The organism is Streptomyces sp. NPDC052114 (genome assembly GCF_040680155.1).
Classification (GTDB): Bacteria; Actinomycetota; Actinomycetes; order Streptomycetales; family Streptomycetaceae; genus Streptomyces.
On record NZ_JBFAWC010000017.1, the window covers coordinates 167,129 to 183,187 of the forward strand.

14 protein-coding genes and 1 pseudogene are annotated in these 16,059 nt (G+C 69.1%); 12 read left to right on the forward strand and 3 right to left on the reverse strand.

All coding sequences use genetic code 11. From position 1 onward, the window contains the following. Window positions 1-92 precede the first annotated feature (92 nt). From AB0L89_RS32040 to AB0L89_RS32050, 3 genes are all read left to right on the forward strand, one after another. A complete protein-coding gene (locus tag AB0L89_RS32040; protein WP_365148791.1) occupies window positions 93-785 on the forward strand; it encodes an HAD family phosphatase in 693 nt (230 codons plus the stop codon). A gap of 347 nt (window positions 786-1,132) precedes the next feature. Next, window positions 1,133-2,740 (forward strand): ABC transporter substrate-binding protein, encoded by a 1,608-nt coding sequence (locus AB0L89_RS32045; protein ID WP_365148794.1) that lies wholly within the window; start codon window positions 1,133-1,135, stop codon window positions 2,738-2,740. A gap of 76 nt (window positions 2,741-2,816) precedes the next feature. Further along, window positions 2,817-4,403 carry an ABC transporter substrate-binding protein gene (locus tag AB0L89_RS32050; RefSeq protein ID WP_365148797.1) on the forward strand — a complete coding sequence of 529 codons (1,587 nt, stop codon included), beginning with the start codon at window positions 2,817-2,819 and terminating at the stop codon, window positions 4,401-4,403. Between the two features lie 102 nt (window positions 4,404-4,505). Here the strand turns inward: AB0L89_RS32050 and AB0L89_RS32055 are convergent, their stop codons facing one another. Beyond that, window positions 4,506-5,177 (reverse strand): response regulator transcription factor, encoded by a 672-nt coding sequence (locus tag AB0L89_RS32055; protein WP_098241447.1) that lies wholly within the window; start codon window positions 5,175-5,177, stop codon window positions 4,506-4,508. A gap of 15 nt (window positions 5,178-5,192) precedes the next feature. Further along, window positions 5,193-6,074, reverse strand: a complete 882-nt coding sequence (locus AB0L89_RS32060) for a RecB family exonuclease (RefSeq protein ID WP_365148801.1) — start codon at window positions 6,072-6,074, stop codon at window positions 5,193-5,195. A gap of 129 nt (window positions 6,075-6,203) precedes the next feature. Here AB0L89_RS32060 and AB0L89_RS32065 point away from each other — a divergent pair, with 129 nt between their 5' ends. From AB0L89_RS32065 to AB0L89_RS32075, 3 genes are all read left to right on the forward strand, one after another. Continuing rightward, window positions 6,204-7,817 (forward strand): site-2 protease family protein, encoded by a 1,614-nt coding sequence (locus tag AB0L89_RS32065; RefSeq protein ID WP_365148843.1) that lies wholly within the window; start codon window positions 6,204-6,206, stop codon window positions 7,815-7,817. Between the two features lie 68 nt (window positions 7,818-7,885). Then, entirely contained in the window at window positions 7,886-8,788 is a 903-nt protein-coding gene (locus tag AB0L89_RS32070; RefSeq protein WP_055697187.1) for a tRNA (adenine-N1)-methyltransferase, read from the forward strand. 219 nt (window positions 8,789-9,007) lie between these two features. Further along, window positions 9,008-9,589 (forward strand): hypothetical protein, encoded by a 582-nt coding sequence (locus tag AB0L89_RS32075; protein WP_365148804.1) that lies wholly within the window; start codon window positions 9,008-9,010, stop codon window positions 9,587-9,589. Window positions 9,590-9,608: 19 nt separating this feature from the next. Here the strand turns inward: AB0L89_RS32075 and AB0L89_RS32080 are convergent, their stop codons facing one another. Then, on the reverse strand, window positions 9,609-9,920 hold the full coding sequence (locus AB0L89_RS32080) for a ferredoxin (RefSeq protein WP_055697185.1): 312 nt from the start codon (window positions 9,918-9,920) through the stop codon (window positions 9,609-9,611). A gap of 254 nt (window positions 9,921-10,174) precedes the next feature. Here AB0L89_RS32080 and arc point away from each other — a divergent pair, with 254 nt between their 5' ends. The 6 genes and pseudogenes from arc to prcA all read left to right on the forward strand — a co-directional run bounded on the left by arc (window position 10,175) and on the right by prcA (window position 15,962). Further along, window positions 10,175-11,941: a proteasome ATPase gene (gene arc, locus AB0L89_RS32085; RefSeq protein ID WP_365148807.1), complete on the forward strand. Its 1,767-nt coding sequence runs from the start codon at window positions 10,175-10,177 to the stop codon at window positions 11,939-11,941. A gap of 213 nt (window positions 11,942-12,154) precedes the next feature. Beyond that, window positions 12,155-13,666 carry a depupylase/deamidase Dop gene (gene dop / locus AB0L89_RS32090; RefSeq protein ID WP_365148810.1) on the forward strand — a complete coding sequence of 504 codons (1,512 nt, stop codon included), beginning with the start codon at window positions 12,155-12,157 and terminating at the stop codon, window positions 13,664-13,666. A gap of 119 nt (window positions 13,667-13,785) precedes the next feature. Beyond that, complete coding sequence (locus AB0L89_RS32095) at window positions 13,786-14,004, forward strand: ubiquitin-like protein Pup (RefSeq protein ID WP_030782898.1); 219 nt, start codon at window positions 13,786-13,788, stop codon at window positions 14,002-14,004. A 136-nt stretch (window positions 14,005-14,140) separates the two neighbouring features. Continuing rightward, window positions 14,141-14,332, forward strand: a pseudogene (locus AB0L89_RS32100) (endonuclease domain-containing protein); the annotation flags it as partial. Beyond that, window positions 14,284-15,129, forward strand: a complete 846-nt coding sequence (gene prcB, locus AB0L89_RS32105) for a proteasome subunit beta (protein WP_365148814.1) — start codon at window positions 14,284-14,286, stop codon at window positions 15,127-15,129. The pseudogene AB0L89_RS32100 and the gene prcB, both read left to right, overlap by 49 nt. Before the next feature lie 53 nt (window positions 15,130-15,182). Beyond that, window positions 15,183-15,962: a proteasome subunit alpha gene (gene prcA, locus AB0L89_RS32110; RefSeq protein WP_365148817.1), complete on the forward strand. Its 780-nt coding sequence runs from the start codon at window positions 15,183-15,185 to the stop codon at window positions 15,960-15,962. The last annotated feature ends 97 nt before the right edge of the window (window positions 15,963-16,059 follow it).

Here is a 16,059-nt window from a genome sequence, read left to right on the forward strand (position 1 = left end):
CGGACGTACACTGGTCGGTCCAGTGCAGGCCGGTTGCCTTTCTGTCACAGAAGGCAACCGGCCTTCTCGTCCCTCATGGAAGGTGTGGTCGCATGACCAGTACGGTTCCCGCGCTCGGCACCCGAACGGCCTCGGGCTCCCTCCAGGGCGTCCTGCTCGACATGGACGGCACCCTCGTGGACACCGAGGGCTTCTGGTGGGACGCCGAGGTCGAGGTCTTCGCCTCCCTCGGTCACGCGCTCGACGAGGCCTGGCGCGACGTCGTCGTCGGCGGCCCCATGTCGCGCAGCGCCGGCTTCCTCATCGAGTCCACGGGCGCCGACATCACGCTTGACGAGCTGACCGTGCTGCTCAACGACGGCTTCGAGAACCGCATCAGCCGCTCCCTGCCGCTGATGCCGGGCGCGGCCGCCCTGCTGGCCGAGCTGAGCGCGCACCGCGTCCCGATGGCCCTCGTCTCCGCCTCGCACCGCCGCATCATCGACCGGGTCCTGAACTCCATCGGTGCCCACCACTTCGAGCTGACCGTCGCCGGTGACGAGGTGCCCCGCACCAAGCCGCACCCCGACCCCTACCTCCTGGCGGCCGAGGGGATCGGCGCGGAGCCCGCCCGATGTGCCGTCATCGAGGACACCGCCACCGGCGTCACCGCGGCGGAGGCCGCGGGCTGCCGGGTGGTGGCCGTGCCCTCGGTCGCGCCGATCCCCGCCGCCGCGGGACGCACCGTCGTGCCCTCGCTGGAACACGTCAACCTTCCTTTCCTGCAAGGCCTCATGACCCTCTGACAGGTCGGAAGGATCCCGTCCACGCCTGATTGAAGGTGTGACGTTTCCCACGTCATTCGGGATCGACAGTGGGGCTCTTGTGTGCAGTGCCCCCTCCTGGGGTCCCTGGTGGAGTGACGTTGTGTCCCGATTGGTGGGAGCGTGCACGAAACCTTCCGGTGTCGGGTTATCGGTGTGTCCGCGCCCGGTTTCGCAGCGTGATGGATGGCCGGTTCACGCACTCCCCGACAGGAACCTGGTGCGGACTAATCTCGTCGCGAGAACATCGCCCCACCCCCCGTGCCCCACCAACCCACACCCCGCGTTGCGGGATTCACGGGATTCAACAGCTCTGGAGAACGTCGAGCATGAACCGCAAGACTTTGGTGCTGCCGGCTGTCATAGGTCTGCTCGCTCCCGCGCTGGCCGCGTGCGGCGGCTCGGGCGGCGGCGACGGCGACAAGGCGATCGCGGTCGGCACCACGGACACGTTCGCCGTCTCGAAGGAGGTGCCGGCGCCCTTCGACCCGGCGTACGCCTACGACGCCGGTTCCTGGAACGTGCTCCGCCAGACCATCCAGACGCTGATGGCGATGCCCCGCGGCGACGGCGAGCCCCAGCCCGAGGCCGCCGAGCGGTGCGGCTTCACCGACACGGGCAACGAGCGCTACGCCTGCACCCTGCGCAAGGGCCTGACGTTCTCCGACGGCTCGCCGCTGACGGCCGCCGACGTGAAGTTCTCCATCGAGCGCGTCCGCGACATCAAGCTCAAGGACCCCAGCGGTTCGGACGGCCTGGTCTCCAACGTCGACCACATCGAGGTCGAGGGCGACCGCGACGTCGTCTTCCACCTCAAGACGCCCGACGCGACCTTCCCGTACAAGCTGGCCACGCCCACCGCGGGCATCATCAGCAAGGACCACTACAGCAAGAACAAGCTCCGCGACGGCTTCGACGTCGACGGTTCGGGTCCGTACACGGCCAAGCACGAGATCAAGGACAACCGCGTCGTCAAGACCGTCTTCACCAAGAACCCCAAGTACAAGGGCGGGTTCAAGGTGCAGAGCGACAAGGTCGAGCTGCAGAACTTCGCCGACGCCGACGCCATGGGCAAGGCGCTCAAGGACGGCGACATCGACCTGATGACGCGCACCATGTCGCCCGAGCAGGTCAAGCAGCTCGACGGCTCCACGAGCAAGCAGATCGACCTCGTCGAGATGCAGGGCCTGGAGATCCGCTACCTCGCCTTCAACACCGACGCCCCCACGGTCAAGAGCAAGGCCGTGCGCCAGGCCATGGCCCAGGTCATCGACCGCGGCGCGCTCGCCTCCTCGGTGTACGGCTCGACGGCCGACCCGCTGTACTCGCTGGTGCCGACCACCATCACCGGCCACGCCAACTCGTTCTTCAACAAGTACGGCAACCCGAGCACGGACAAGGCCCGCTCGCTGCTCGCCAAGGCCAACATCACCACTCCGGTGAAGCTGACGCTGCACTACACCACCGACCACTACGGACCGGCCACCAAGAAGGAGTTCGAGGTGCTGCAGAAGCAGCTCAACGACTCCGGCCTGTTCGAGGTGTCGATCAAGGGCACGCCGTGGAGCACCTTCCGCGCGGCCGAGCGCGACGGCAAGTACGCCGTCTACGGCATGGGCTGGTTCCCCGACTTCCCCGACGCCGACAACTTCGTCGCGCCGTTCCTCGACAAGGACAACTTCCTCGGCTCGCCGTACGTGAACCGCACGATCAACGACCAGCTGATCCCGACCTCCCGCCGTGAGGCCGACCGGCTCGCCGCGTCCAAGAGCATGCGCCGCATCCAGGACATCGTCGCCGAGGACGTCCCCGTGCTCCCGCTGTGGCAGGGCAAGCAGTACATCGCCGCGCGCGACGACATCACGGGCGTGGAGTGGACCCTGAACTCCTCGTCGAACCTCCAGCTGTGGGAGCTCGGCCGCGGCGTCAGCGGCTGACCCTCCGCGACGAAGGGGGCGGCCGACCACCGTCCCCTCGGTTCCACCGAACGACCACAACACCAAAGGCACGTACGTGAAATTGCGTAACCAGTGGCTGGCCCTTCCCCTCACGGGAGGGCTCGCCGCCGCCCTGCTGACCGGCTGCGGCACCGAGTCGGGCGGGGCGGGGGACACCGGCGACGCGGTCGTGATGGGGATGTCCGACGACGTCCTCGCCACCGACCCGGCGGCCGGCTACGACCCCGGATCCTGGCTGCTGTTCAACAACGTCTTCCAGTCCCTCCTCAGCTTCCCCAAGGGCGCCACGGAACCCGAGCCGGAAGCCGCCAAGAGCTGCGGTTTCACGGACACGGAGGCCAAGGTCTTCAAGTGCGAGCTGCGTGACGGCCTGAAGTTCAGCAACGGCAACGCGCTCACCTCGAAGGACGTCAAGTTCTCCTTCGACCGGATGCGCACGATCAAGGACGAGACCGGTCCGGCGATCATGTTCCCGATGCTCGACCACGTGCGGACCCCGGACGCCAAGACCGTCGTCTTCGAGCTGAAGTACCCCGACGCGACCTTCCCCAGCAAGATCGCCTCCGGTGCCGGCTCGATCGTGGACCACCGCGAGTACGCCATGAACGAGCTGCGCAAGGACGGCAAGGCCGTCGGCTCGGGACCGTACAAGCTCGACTCGTTCGGCGAGGACCGGGCGGTGTTCTCCGTGAACTCCGCCTACAAGGGCACGGCCAAGGTCAAGAACGAGGGCATGGCCCTGACCTTCTTCCACGGCGACCAGAAGGGCCTCAAGAAGGCGCTCGTGGACGGCGACATCGACCTGGCCTACCGAGGCCTCGCCGCCGCGGACATCGCCGACATCGAGCGGGACTCCTCCGGTGAGGGCAAGGACCTCGACATCGTCGAGGGCACCAGCGCCGAGGTGCAGCACCTGGTCTTCAACATGAAGGACCCGGTGGCCGGCAAGCTCGGCGTCCGCAAGGCCATCGCCTATCTCCTGGACCGCGACGCGCTGGTCAAGGAGGTCTACCAGGACACGGCGACGCCGCTCTACTCGATCGTCCCCGCGGGCATCAGCAGCCACAACACCGCGTTCTTCGACACCTACGGCGCCCGTCCGCAGCGCGCCAAGGCGGCCTCCGCGCTGCGCGGCGACGGCATCGACGGCAAGGTCAAGCTGACGCTCTGGTCGACGCCCTCGCGCTACGGCCCGGCCACCGACCAGGAGCTCAAGGCGATCGCCAAGCAGCTCAACGCCTCCGGGCTCTTCGAGGCCGACGTGAAGTCCGTCGCCTTCGAGCAGTACGAGAAGGACATCGCGGCCGGCAAGTACGGCGTCTACGTCAAGGGCTGGGTGCCCGACTACCCGGACCCCGACAACTTCACGCAGCCGTTCTTCGGCAAGGGCAACGTCCTCGGCAACCACTTCGAGAACAACACCATCACCGGGAAGATCATCCCGGGCACCGCCACCGAGAGCGACCGCACCAAGACCGACAAGCAGTACGCCGAACTGCAGGACATCGTCGCCGACCAGGTGCCGGTCCTGCCCGTCTGGCAGGCCAAGCAGTACGCGGTCGTCCGCGACAGCGTCTACGGCCTGGAGTCCTGCCTGGACGCGTCCACGGTGTTCCGCTTCTGGGAGATCAGCAAGGGCTGAGCGCGGGAGACCGGCGCGGCCCGCGCCGACCCCGGACCGACGCCGAAGGCGGCCGCCCCCGAGGGGGTGGCCGCCTTCGGCGTCCGCGGGACGAGCCCGGCGCTACTGCGCGCCGGGGCGCACCAGACCGCTCTCGTACGCGTACACCGCGGCCTGCACCCGGTCGCGCAGGCCCAGCTTGGTGAGCACATGGCCCACATGCGTCTTCACGGTCGTCTCGCTCACGAACAGGTCCGCCGCGATCTCCGCGTTCGACAGGCCGCGGGCCACCAGCTTGAGGACCTCGACCTCGCGCTCGGTCAGCGTGTGCAGCGTGTCCGGCACCGGCTCGTCCCCGGAGGGCAGGTGCGCGGAGTACTTGTCGAGCAGGCGGCGCGTGATGCTCGGCGCGAGCATCGCCTCGCCCGCGGCGACCACCCGGATCGCCTGCACCAGCTCATTGGCCGGGGCGTCCTTGAGGAGGAAGCCGCTCGCGCCCGCGCGCAGCGCCTCCACCACGTACTCGTCGAGGTCGAAGGTGGTGAGCACCAGGACCTTCGCCGGGCCGTCGCGGCCGGGCCCGGTGATCTGCCGGGTCGCCTCGACGCCGTCCATCCGCGGCATGCGGATGTCCATCAGGACCACATCGGGCTGCAGCGCCCGGACCTGATCCAGAGCCTGCAGGCCGTCTCCGGCCTCGCCGACGACCGCGATGTCCTGCTCGGCCTCCAGAATCATCCGGAATCCGGTGCGCAACAGCGGCTGGTCGTCGACCAGTAGGACGCGGATGGCCACGTGTCTCTCCCTTTGCTAGCCCGGGGCCATTCTGCCCTGCTCGCCCGCACCGGACTCGGGCGCCCTCACAGGAAGCGGATACGGCGGGGGAGTCCCGCCGAATTCCGGGCAAACCGCCTGATGGTCGCACCAACCGCACAGTTTCGTCGGCCGCGGCCGCCAGTCGCCCGTCTCCGTCGCCAGCTCGATCGCCTCCCACAGCGCGAGCAGCTTGCGCTCGACCCGCTCCAGGTCGGCCTCCACCGGGTCGTACGTGATCACGTCACCGCTGCCCAGATAGACCAGCTGGAGACGGCGCGGAACCACGCCCTTCAGCCGCCACACCACCAGGGCGTAGAACTTCATCTGGAAGAGCGCGCCCTCCGCGTACTCCGGACGCGGGGCCTTGCCCGTCTTGTAGTCGACGATGCGGACCTCGCCCGTCGGGGCCACGTCCACCCGGTCGATGATGCCGCGCAGCTTCAGCCCCGACTCCAGCTCCGCCTGCACGAACAGCTCGCGCTCGGCCGGCTCCAGGCGGGTCGGGTCCTCCAGCGTGAACCAGCGCTCCACCAGCTTCTCCGCGTCCGCCAGCCAGCGCGCCATGCGCTCGCCCTCCGGATCGTCGGCGAACAGCTCCGTCAGCTCCGGCTTCGACTCGCGCAGCCGGTCCCACTGGCCGGGGATGAGCGACGTGGCGCGCGGCGCCGTCCGCTCGCTCGCGGGCGCGTCGAAGAGGCGCTCGAGGACCGCGTGCACCAAGGTGCCCCGAGTGGCCGCCTCGCTCGGCTTCTCCGGCAGCTTGTCGATCACCCGGAACCGGTAGAGCAGCGGACACTGCATGAAATCGCCCGCGCGCGAGGGCGACAGGGATGCCGGGCGCACGGCCGCCGCGGCACCGTCGGTGCTGGTTTCCATGAGGACAGACCCTACGACCCGCCACCGACAACGGACGCATACCATCGACGACAGACCCTCTCGCCCTGCATGATCGTGCGTGTAATCGCGCCATACCGGGGCGAGGGACGCTTCGAACGAGGGGACATCGTGGACGAGAGCGGCGGGAGCGGCAAGCCGCAGTCCGACGGCGCCGAGGACCGGCGGCCGGGCGACGCGAACGGCTCCCAGGAGCCCACGCGCCCGGTCGACACGGCCCAGGAGCCGGGGCGCCCGGCGGACGGCCCGGCCGACACGCCACCGGAGCCCGAGCGCCCGGCCGCCCCCGAGGGCGAGCGCCCGGCGGCCGCGGACGGCGACGCGGACCAGGCGCCACCGCCACCGCGCGCCGACCAGGCCCCCGAACCGGCCGAACCACCGGTACAGGACCCCGCTGCCACCGACCCGGCCGCGCCGCGCACCACCCTGACCAAGGCCCCCCGGCAGGATCCGCCCGCCGAACCCGAACCCCACCGCGCCCGCGCCACCCACGGGCCCACCGGCCCTGCGGAGCCCTCCGGCCCCTCCGGTCCTTCCGGCAAGGAGGCCCTCACGCCGCCCAAGGCGCAGAAGGGCCCCGGCGGCGGGCTCCTCATGGGCAGGCCCTTCGGCGTGCCCGTCTACGTCGCGCCCAGCTGGTTCCTCGTCGCCGCCCTCATCACCTGGGTCTTCGGCGACCAGCTCGACCGCGTCCTGCCCGAACTCGGCGGCGCCCGCTATCTGGTCTCCCTCTTCTTCGCCGTCGCCTTCTACGCCTCCGTACTCGTCCACGAACTCGCGCACACCGTCGCGGCCCTGCGCTTCAAGCTGCCCGTGCGCCGCATCCAGCTCCAGTTCTTCGGCGGTGTCTCCGAGATCGAGAAGGAGTCCGAGACCCCGGGCCGCGAGTTCGTCCTCGCCTTCGTCGGCCCGCTGCTCTCGCTGGTGCTCGCCGGTGTCTTCTACGCCGGAATGCGCGCCGTCGAGCCCGGCACCGTCCCCGGCGTCCTGCTCGCCGGCCTGATGATCTCCAACCTCATCGTCGCCGCCTTCAACCTGCTGCCCGGCCTGCCCCTCGACGGCGGCCGCATGCTCCGCGCCGTCGTCTGGAAGGTCACCGGCAAGCCCATGAGCGGCACCATCGCCGCCGCCTGGGTCGGCCGCGCCCTCGCCGTCTCCGTCCTCATCGGCCTGCCCCTGCTCAACCAGTCCGGCGCCCTCGGCGGCGAGCCCCAGGACATCGGCGGCATGGACACCGTCACCGACGCCCTGCTCGCCGCGATCCTCGCCGCCATCATCTGGACCGGCGCCGGCAACAGCCTCCGCATGGCCCGCCTGCGCGAGCACCTGCCCGAGCTGCGCGCCCGCACCCTGACCCGCCGCGCCGTCCCCGTCGAGGGCGACACGCCCCTCTCCGAGGCCCTGCGCAGGGCCAACGAAGCAGGTGCCCGCGCCCTCGTGGTCGTCGACCCCGACGGCGACCCCCTGGCCGTCGTCCGCGAGGCGGCCATCGTCTCCGTGCCCCAGCACCGCCGCCCCTGGGTCACCGTCGACGGCCTCGCCCAGGACATCACCGAGGGCATGCGCGTCTCGGCCGAGCTCGCGGGCGAGGAGCTCCTCGACACCCTCCGGGCCACCCCCGCCACCGAGTACCTCGTGGTGGAGGAATCCGGGGAGATCTACGGCGTCCTGTCCGCCGCCGACGTCGAGCGCGCCTTCGTCAAGGCCATGGCCCGCCCCGTCTGACGGCCCGGGTGGCCCGGTCGGCCCCCGCCGTGGTCCGCGGCCCCCGCCGCGGCCGGTAGGCTGGTCACATGTCCGAACCGACCGGTGCCGCCCGCCGTCGCGGGCCCTTCAAGGTCGGGGACCAGGTCCAGCTCACCGACCCCAAGGGACGCCACTACACGTTCACGCTCGAAGAGGGAAAGAACTTCCACACCCACAAGGGTTCCTTCCCGCACGACGAGCTGATCGGCGCTCCCGAGGGCAGTGTTGTCCGAACCACGGGAAACGTCGCCTACCTGGCGCTGCGACCCCTGCTCCCCGACTACGTCCTGTCCATGCCCCGCGGCGCCGCCGTGGTCTACCCCAAGGACGCGGGGCAGATCCTGGCCTTCGCCGACATCTTCCCCGGCGCGCGCGTCGTCGAGGCGGGCGTGGGCTCCGGCTCGCTCAGCAGCTTCCTGCTGCGCGCCATCGGTGACCAGGGGATGCTGCACTCGTACGAGCGCCGCGAGGACTTCGCCGAGATCGCCCAGCAGAACGTGGAGCGCTACTTCGGCGGTCCGCACCCCGCCTGGCAGCTCACCGTCGGCGACCTCCAGGACAACCTGAGCGACACCGACGTCGACCGCGTCATCCTCGACATGCTCGCCCCCTGGGAGTGCCTGGAGGCCGTCTCCAAGGCCCTCGTCCCCGGCGGCATCCTGTGCTGCTACGTGGCGACCACCACCCAGCTCGCCCGGACCGTCGAGTCCATCCGCGAGATCGGCGGCTTCAACGAGCCGACCGCCTGGGAATCGATGATCCGCAACTGGCACATCGAGGGCCTCGCGGTCCGTCCCGACCACCGCATGATCGGCCACACGGGCTTCCTCCTGACCGCTCGTCGCCTCGCGGACGGCGTCGAGCCCCCGATGCGCCGTCGCCGCCCCGCCAAGGGCGCCTACGGCGAGGACTACTCCGGTCCGAACGCCGACGGCGGCACCCCGCGCTGACCCGCGCGGCGGCCCCCGGCCAAAAAGCTGGCGCCGCCGCCGAGTTCCCCGACCGACCGGGGAACTCGGCGGCGGCGCCGTTTCGTTGACCGGGTACCAGCCGCGTATCAGAAGACTCGAGCGACCCCACCGGACCCCGGTGTTCCACGTCACTGTGACCTATGGCACGATGCTGGCCACCTCCCCCACCGGCACAGCCCTCACAGGAGACACTTCCTCGTGCAGCACCCCGCCGTCCCGGAACTGGCCCACACCACCACACGCCCCGTCCACTGGCTGGCCACCGCCGCGGCCCTGGCCGCCGTGATCGCGGGCTCAGCCGTCCTGCAGCCCGACGCCGCGACCGCCGCGCAGACCGACCCGGGGCCGCACTCCAGGGCCGCCGCGGGCGCCCCGGCCCCGGCCCCCGACCCCGCCGCGGTCGACTTCCCGCTCAGCTGCGGCCCGGTCGACCCCGTCGTCAAGAAGAAGGCCTCCGGCGACCTCGACGGGGACGGCAGGCCCGAGACCGTCGCCGTCGTCCACTGCCGGGCCGGATCGGGCACCCCGCCCGACGGCGTCTACGTCATCACCCGGACAGGGGCGGGCAAGCCCAGGGTCGTCGCCACGCTCGTCGACCCCAAGGACCGACTGAACGTGAGCGATTTCGCCGTACGCGACGGCAAGGTCGCCGCCACCCTGCTCGGCTACTCCTCACCGGACGTGCCCCGCTGCTGCCCGGACCGTCAGGACAAGGCCACGTGGCAGTGGAAGGACGGCACCTTCGAGCGGTCGGAGCCGGCCGAGGCCCGCAGCGTCTGATACCCCGCCGGACGCGGAGTCACTCCGCGTCCGGTCCGTACACCTCGACCCTGTCCGAAACGCGACGCACATGAATGCAGTCGCCCGGGCACTCCTTGGCGGAGTCGACCACGTCGGTCAGCAGCGGCAGCGGCACCGGGGTCGTCGCCCCGGGCGCCTGGAGCAGCTCGTCGTCGGCGCTCTTCACATACGCGAGACCGTCGATGTCCAGCTCGAACACCTCGGGCGCGTACTGCGCGCAGATGCCGTCCCCGGTGCAGAGGTCTTGGTCGATCCAGACCTCCAGCAGATCGCTCTCACTGCCGGTCTCGGCCTCGTGCCGCACGGTCATCTCTCCTGCCGGTCGCTTCGCCGGGCGGCCCGAGTTTGCAGTAAGTCGGGCCAGCCCTGACGGGTGTTGAACACTTCGACGATACAACCGCCCGCTTTCCGATGTTGTTGGGTGGGTATTCCCCTCACGTGAGGGAGAGCGCAAGGGTGAAGATCGGACACACCCCCATCGTCTTTGTGATCTAGGGGTTTCAATCGACACCCACCCAGGTAGGGTCTGGAAGCGTCCAGCTCCCCTTGGAGGAGGTGAGGACCGTGGCAGCCCACGACGACGACATCAACCGCGGCATCCGGCCGGGGCGAGGGTCTGAAGACCCTGCCGGTCAGGTTGCCTATCTCGAGCAGGAAATCGCCGTCCTGCGACGTAAGCTCGCCGACTCTCCGCGTCATACGAGGATTCTCGAAGAGCGGATCGTCGAGCTGCAGACCAACCTGGCCGGCGTGTCCGCGCAGAACGAGCGGCTCGCCAACACGCTCCGCGAGGCCCGCGACCAGATCGTGGCCCTCAAGGAGGAAGTCGACCGGCTCGCGCAGCCGCCGGCCGGCTTCGGAGTATTCCTCGAGGCGAACGAGGACGGCACCGCCGACATCTTCACAGGCGGCCGGAAACTCCGGGTGAACGTGAGCCCAAGCGTGGAGCTCGAAGAGCTCAGGCGCGGCCAGGAAGTGATGCTCAACGAAGCGCTCAACGTGGTCGAGGCCATGGAGTTCGAGAGCGTCGGCGACATCGTCACCCTCAAGGAGATCCTCGAGGACGGCGAGCGCGCCCTGGTGGTCGGGCACACCGACGAGGAACGGGTGGTACGGCTCGCCGAGCCGCTGCTGGACATCACCATCCGCCCCGGCGACGCCCTGCTGCTGGAACCCCGCTCCGGGTACGTCTACGAGGTCGTGCCGAAGAGCGAGGTCGAAGAGCTCGTCCTCGAAGAGGTCCCGGACATCGGCTACGAGCAGATCGGCGGCCTGGGCAACCAGATCGAGCTGATCCGCGACGCGGTCGAGCTGCCCTACCTCTACCCGGACCTCTTCAAGGAGCACGAACTGCGGCCGCCCAAGGGCGTGCTGCTGTACGGTCCCCCCGGCTGCGGCAAGACGCTGATCGCGAAGGCCGTCGCCAACTCCCTTGCCAAGAAGGTCGCCGAAGTGACCGGACAGGCGGCGGGAAAGAGCTACTTCCTGAACATCAAGGGACCCGAGCTCCTCAACAAGTACGTGGGCGAGACCGAGCGGCAGATCCGCCTCGTCTTCCAGCGTGCGCGTGAGAAGGCCAGCCAGGGCACCCCCGTCATCGTCTTCTTCGACGAGATGGAGTCGCTCTTCCGCACCCGCGGATCCGGTGTCAGCTCGGACGTGGAGAACACCATCGTCCCCCAGCTGCTCGCCGAGATCGACGGCGTGGAGGGCCTGGAGAACGTGGTCGTGATCGGTGCCTCCAACCGTGAGGACATGATCGACCCCGCGATCCTGCGCCCCGGACGACTCGACGTGAAGATCAAGATCGAGCGCCCGGACGCCGAGGCGGCGAAGGACATCTTCGCCAAGTACCTCACCGAGCGGCTCCCGCTGCACGCCGACGACCTCGCCGAGCACAGCGCCGACCGGCGCGCCACGGTGCACGGCATGATCCAGTCCGTCGTCGAGCAGATGTACGCCGAGTCCGAGGAAAACCGCTTCCTCGAGGTCACGTACGCGAACGGCGACAAGGAAGTCCTCTACTTCAAGGACTTCAACTCCGGCGCCATGATCGAGAACATCGTGGGCCGCGCCAAGAAGATGGCCATCAAGGCCTTCCTCGAGGCGAACCAGAAGGGTCTCAGGGTCTCCCACCTCCTCCAGGCGTGCGTGGACGAGTTCAAGGAGAACGAGGACCTGCCCAACACCACGAACCCGGACGACTGGGCCAGGATCTCCGGCAAGAAGGGTGAACGGATCGTCTACATCCGCACCCTCGTCACCGGAAAGCAGGGCGCGGACACCGGACGCTCCATCGACACGGTGGCCAACACCGGTCAATACCTGTAGAACACAGGGCGGCTGCGGGTGTCCTTCACGGGTACCCGCAGCCGTCTGTTTTTCAATGAAGGCAATGATCTCCCCACCAGCGCAAAGGCGTTCTAGGCTCTTCGGTACCGCCGAGTCGCGCAGTGCGGGGACGGGCACCGCACACGCACCGGAGAACCAGCGGTACTTGAGCGCCGTTCCCGAACGGGAGCGCCGCCGGGCAAGGAGGGCCGCATGACCGTACGGCGAGTAATGGGCATCGAGACGGAGTACGGCATCTCCGTCCCCGGCCATCCCAACGCCAATGCCATGCTCACCTCGTCCCAGATCGTCAACGCCTACGCCGCGGCGATGCACAGGGCGCGTCGCGCCCGCTGGGACTTCGAGGAGGAGAACCCGCTGCGGGACGCGCGGGGTTTCGACCTCGCCCGCGAGGCCGCCGACGCCAGCCAGCTGACCGACGAGGACATCGGCCTCGCCAACGTCATCCTCACCAACGGCGCGCGCCTGTACGTCGACCACGCGCACCCCGAATACAGCTCCCCGGAGATCACCAATCCCCGGGACGCCGTCCTCTGGGACAAGGCCGGCGAACGCATCATGGCCGAGGCCGCCGAGCGGGCGGCGGCGCTCCCCGGCGCCCAGCCGATCCACCTCTACAAGAACAACACCGACAACAAGGGCGCCTCGTACGGCACGCACGAGAACTACCTGATGAAGCGGGAGACCCCCTTCTCGGACATCGTGCGCCACCTGACGCCGTTCTTCGTCTCTCGGCAGGTCGTCACCGGCGCCGGCCGCGTGGGCATCGGCCAGGACGGCCACGAGCACGGCTTCCAGCTCAGCCAGCGCGCCGACTACTTCGAGGTCGAGGTCGGCCTGGAGACGACACTCAAGCGGCCCATCATCAACACCCGGGACGAGCCGCACTCGGACGCCGAGAAGTACCGCAGGCTGCACGTGATCATCGGGGACGCCAACCTCTCCGAGATCTCGACGTACCTCAAGCTGGGCACCACCTCGCTCGTCCTCGCGATGATCGAGGACGGCTTCATCGCGGTGGACCTGGCCGTGGACCAGCCGGTGCGCACGCTCCACCAGGTCTCCCACGACCCGACCCTCAAGCACCTCGTCACGCTCCGCAGCGGCCGCTCGCTCACCGCGGTCCAGCTCCAGATGGAGTACTTCGAGCTGGCCCGCAAGTACGTCGAGGAGCGCTACGGCGCGGACGCGGACGAGCAGACCAAGGACGTGCTGGCCCGCTGGGAGGACGTGCTCGGCCGGCTGGAGAGCGATCCGATGAGCCTCTCCGGAGAGCTCGACTGGGTCGCCAAGCGCGAGCTCATGGAGGGCTACCGCCGCCGTGACAGCCTCGACTGGGACGCCGCGCGGCTCCACCTGGTCGACCTCCAGTACGCCGACGTACGGGCCGAGAAGGGCCTGTACAACCGCCTGGTGGCACGCGGCAAGATGAAGCGCCTCCTGGACGAGGCGGACGTCGAGAAGGCCAGGTCCAAGCCGCCGGAGGACACGCGCGCGTATTTCCGGGGCCGCTGCCTGGAGCAGTACGCGGACGACGTGGCCGCGGCGTCCTGGGACTCGGTCATCTTCGATCTCCCGGGCCGTGACTCTCTGCAACGGGTGCCCACGCTGGAGCCCCTGCGCGGCACGAGGAACCACGTCAAGGAACTTCTGGACCGCTGCCGTACCGCGGAGGACCTGGTACGGGTGCTGTCCGGAGGCTGAAAGACCCGGCGTAGGGGAATCATCGAGATGGCTCCCGGACGTTGAGGAAGTAAGGGGCCGATGTCAGACCTCGCTTGTAGGGTCTGATCAAGAACGTCTAACCGAGCGGGGTGAGGTAGATGGCGACCAAGGACACCGGCGGCGGACAGCAGAAGGCGACGCGCTCCACCGAGGAGACCGAGGAGCAGGCGCAGGACGCGCAGGCTTCGGAGGACCTCAAGGAGCGCCAGGAAAAGCTGAGCGACGACGTGGACTCCGTCCTGGACGAGATCGACGACGTCCTGGAGGAGAACGCGGAGGACTTCGTGCGCTCCTTTGTTCAGAAGGGCGGACAGTAGTTCCTTTTTCCCTTCGAATCCAAGGCCCGCGGGGGTGCCGGGTTGATCGAAGGTGTGGAAGTGAAGTGTTGCCCGCGGTGTCGGGAGGCGAGGCCGCGGGCAGCCTTCGCACGGACCGCGACCGTCTTCGCCGAACGCTCCGGCCGTTCATGTGGATCACCGCCACGAGACGGGTAGGGTCCGTGACGTACTGTGCTTCAACTGCAATTCGGCCATCGGCAAGTTGGGAGATGATCCCGACACTGTTCGTCGGGCTGCCGCCTATCTGGAAGGATCCTCGTGGAAGCCAACACTCGTAGCACCGGGCGTCTACCGGCTGCCTTCCTGACGCCTGGTTCGTCGTCCTTCATGGATTTCCTGTCCGAGCACCAGCCCGAGATGCTGCCCGGCAAGCGTCAACTGCCGCCCACCCAGGGCGTCCTCGAGGCACCGCACGGTACGACCATCGTGGCCGTGACGTTCCCCGGCGGCGTGGTCCTCGCCGGTGACCGGCGGGCGACGATGGGCAATGTGATCGCACAGCGCGACATCGAGAAGGTCTTCCCGGCCGACGAGTACTCGGCGGTGGGCATCGCCGGCACCGCCGGTCTGGCCGTGGAGATGGTCAAGCTCTTCCAGCTGGAGCTGGAGCACTTCGAGAAGGTGGAAGGCGCCACGCTCTCCCTGGAGGGCAAGGCGAACCGCCTGTCGACGATGATCCGCAGCAACCTCGGCATGGCCATGCAGGGCCTCGCCGTCGTGCCGCTGTTCGCGGGCTATGACGTGGACCGTGAGAAGGGCCGCATCTTCTCGTACGACGTCACGGGCGGCCGTTCCGAGGAGCACGGCTTCGCGGCGACCGGTTCGGGTTCGGTCTTCGCGCGCGGCGCGATGAAGAAGCTGTACCACGACGGTCTGACCGAGGAGCAGGCGACGACCCTGGTGGTCCAGGCGCTGTACGACGCCGCCGACGACGACTCGGCGACCGGTGGTCCTGACATGGCCCGCCGGATCTTCCCCATCGTCACCGTGATCTCCGACGAGGGGTTCAGGCGGCTGACGGAGGACGAGTCCTCCGCGATCGCGCGTTCGATCCTGGAGAAGCGTCTGGAGCAGCCCGACGGCCCGCGGGCCGCGCTGCTCTGACCGCCCCGCATTCGCCACTGACTGAAGTTTTTTGACAGAAAGGGACGGATCCGGTGTCGACGCCGTTCTATGTCTCCCCCCAGCAGCAGATGGCCGACCGGGCGGAGTACGCCCGCAAGGGCATCGCCCGTGGCCGCAGCCTGGTCGTCCTCCAGTACGCCGACGGCATCGTGTTCGTGGGCGAGAACCCGTCCCGCGCGCTGCACAAGTTCAGCGAGATCTACGACCGGATCGGCTTCGCGGCCGCCGGCAAGTACAACGAGTACGAGAACCTGCGGATCGGCGGCGTCCGCTACGCCGACCTCCGCGGATACACCTACGACCGCGACGACGTGACGGCCCGTGGCCTGGCGAACGTGTACGCGCAGACGCTCGGCACGATCTTCTCCAGCGCGGCCGAGAAGCCGTACGAGGTGGAGCTCGTGGTCGCCGAGGTGGGCGCCACGCGCGAGGGCGACCAGATCTACCGCCTCCCGCACGACGGCTCCATCGTCGACGAGCACGGCTCGCTCGCCGTCGGCGGCAACGCCGAGCAGATCAGCACCTACCTCGACCAGCACCACAACGACGGCATGACGCTGTCCGAGGCGCTCAAGCTGGCGGTGCGCGCGCTGTCCCGCGACACCAACGGCAGCGAGCGGGAGATCCCCGCGGAGCGCCTGGAGGTGGCCGTCCTGGACCGGACGCGGCCTCAGCAGCGCAAGTTCAAGCGGATCGTGGGGCGGCAGCTGTCGCGGCTGCTCGACGAGGGCGGCACGTCGGGCGCGGCCGCCGCGGAGGCGGAGGGCGACGCCGGGTCGGCCGAGCCGGATTCCGGCGGCGACGTCGAGTAGTTCTTTTCCGCCGCTTTCACCGCACTTTCCCGCCGGATTTCCGACGTATTCACGACGAATTCCCGACGGATCCTCTCCCTCTCCCGTCTCTCTTCGG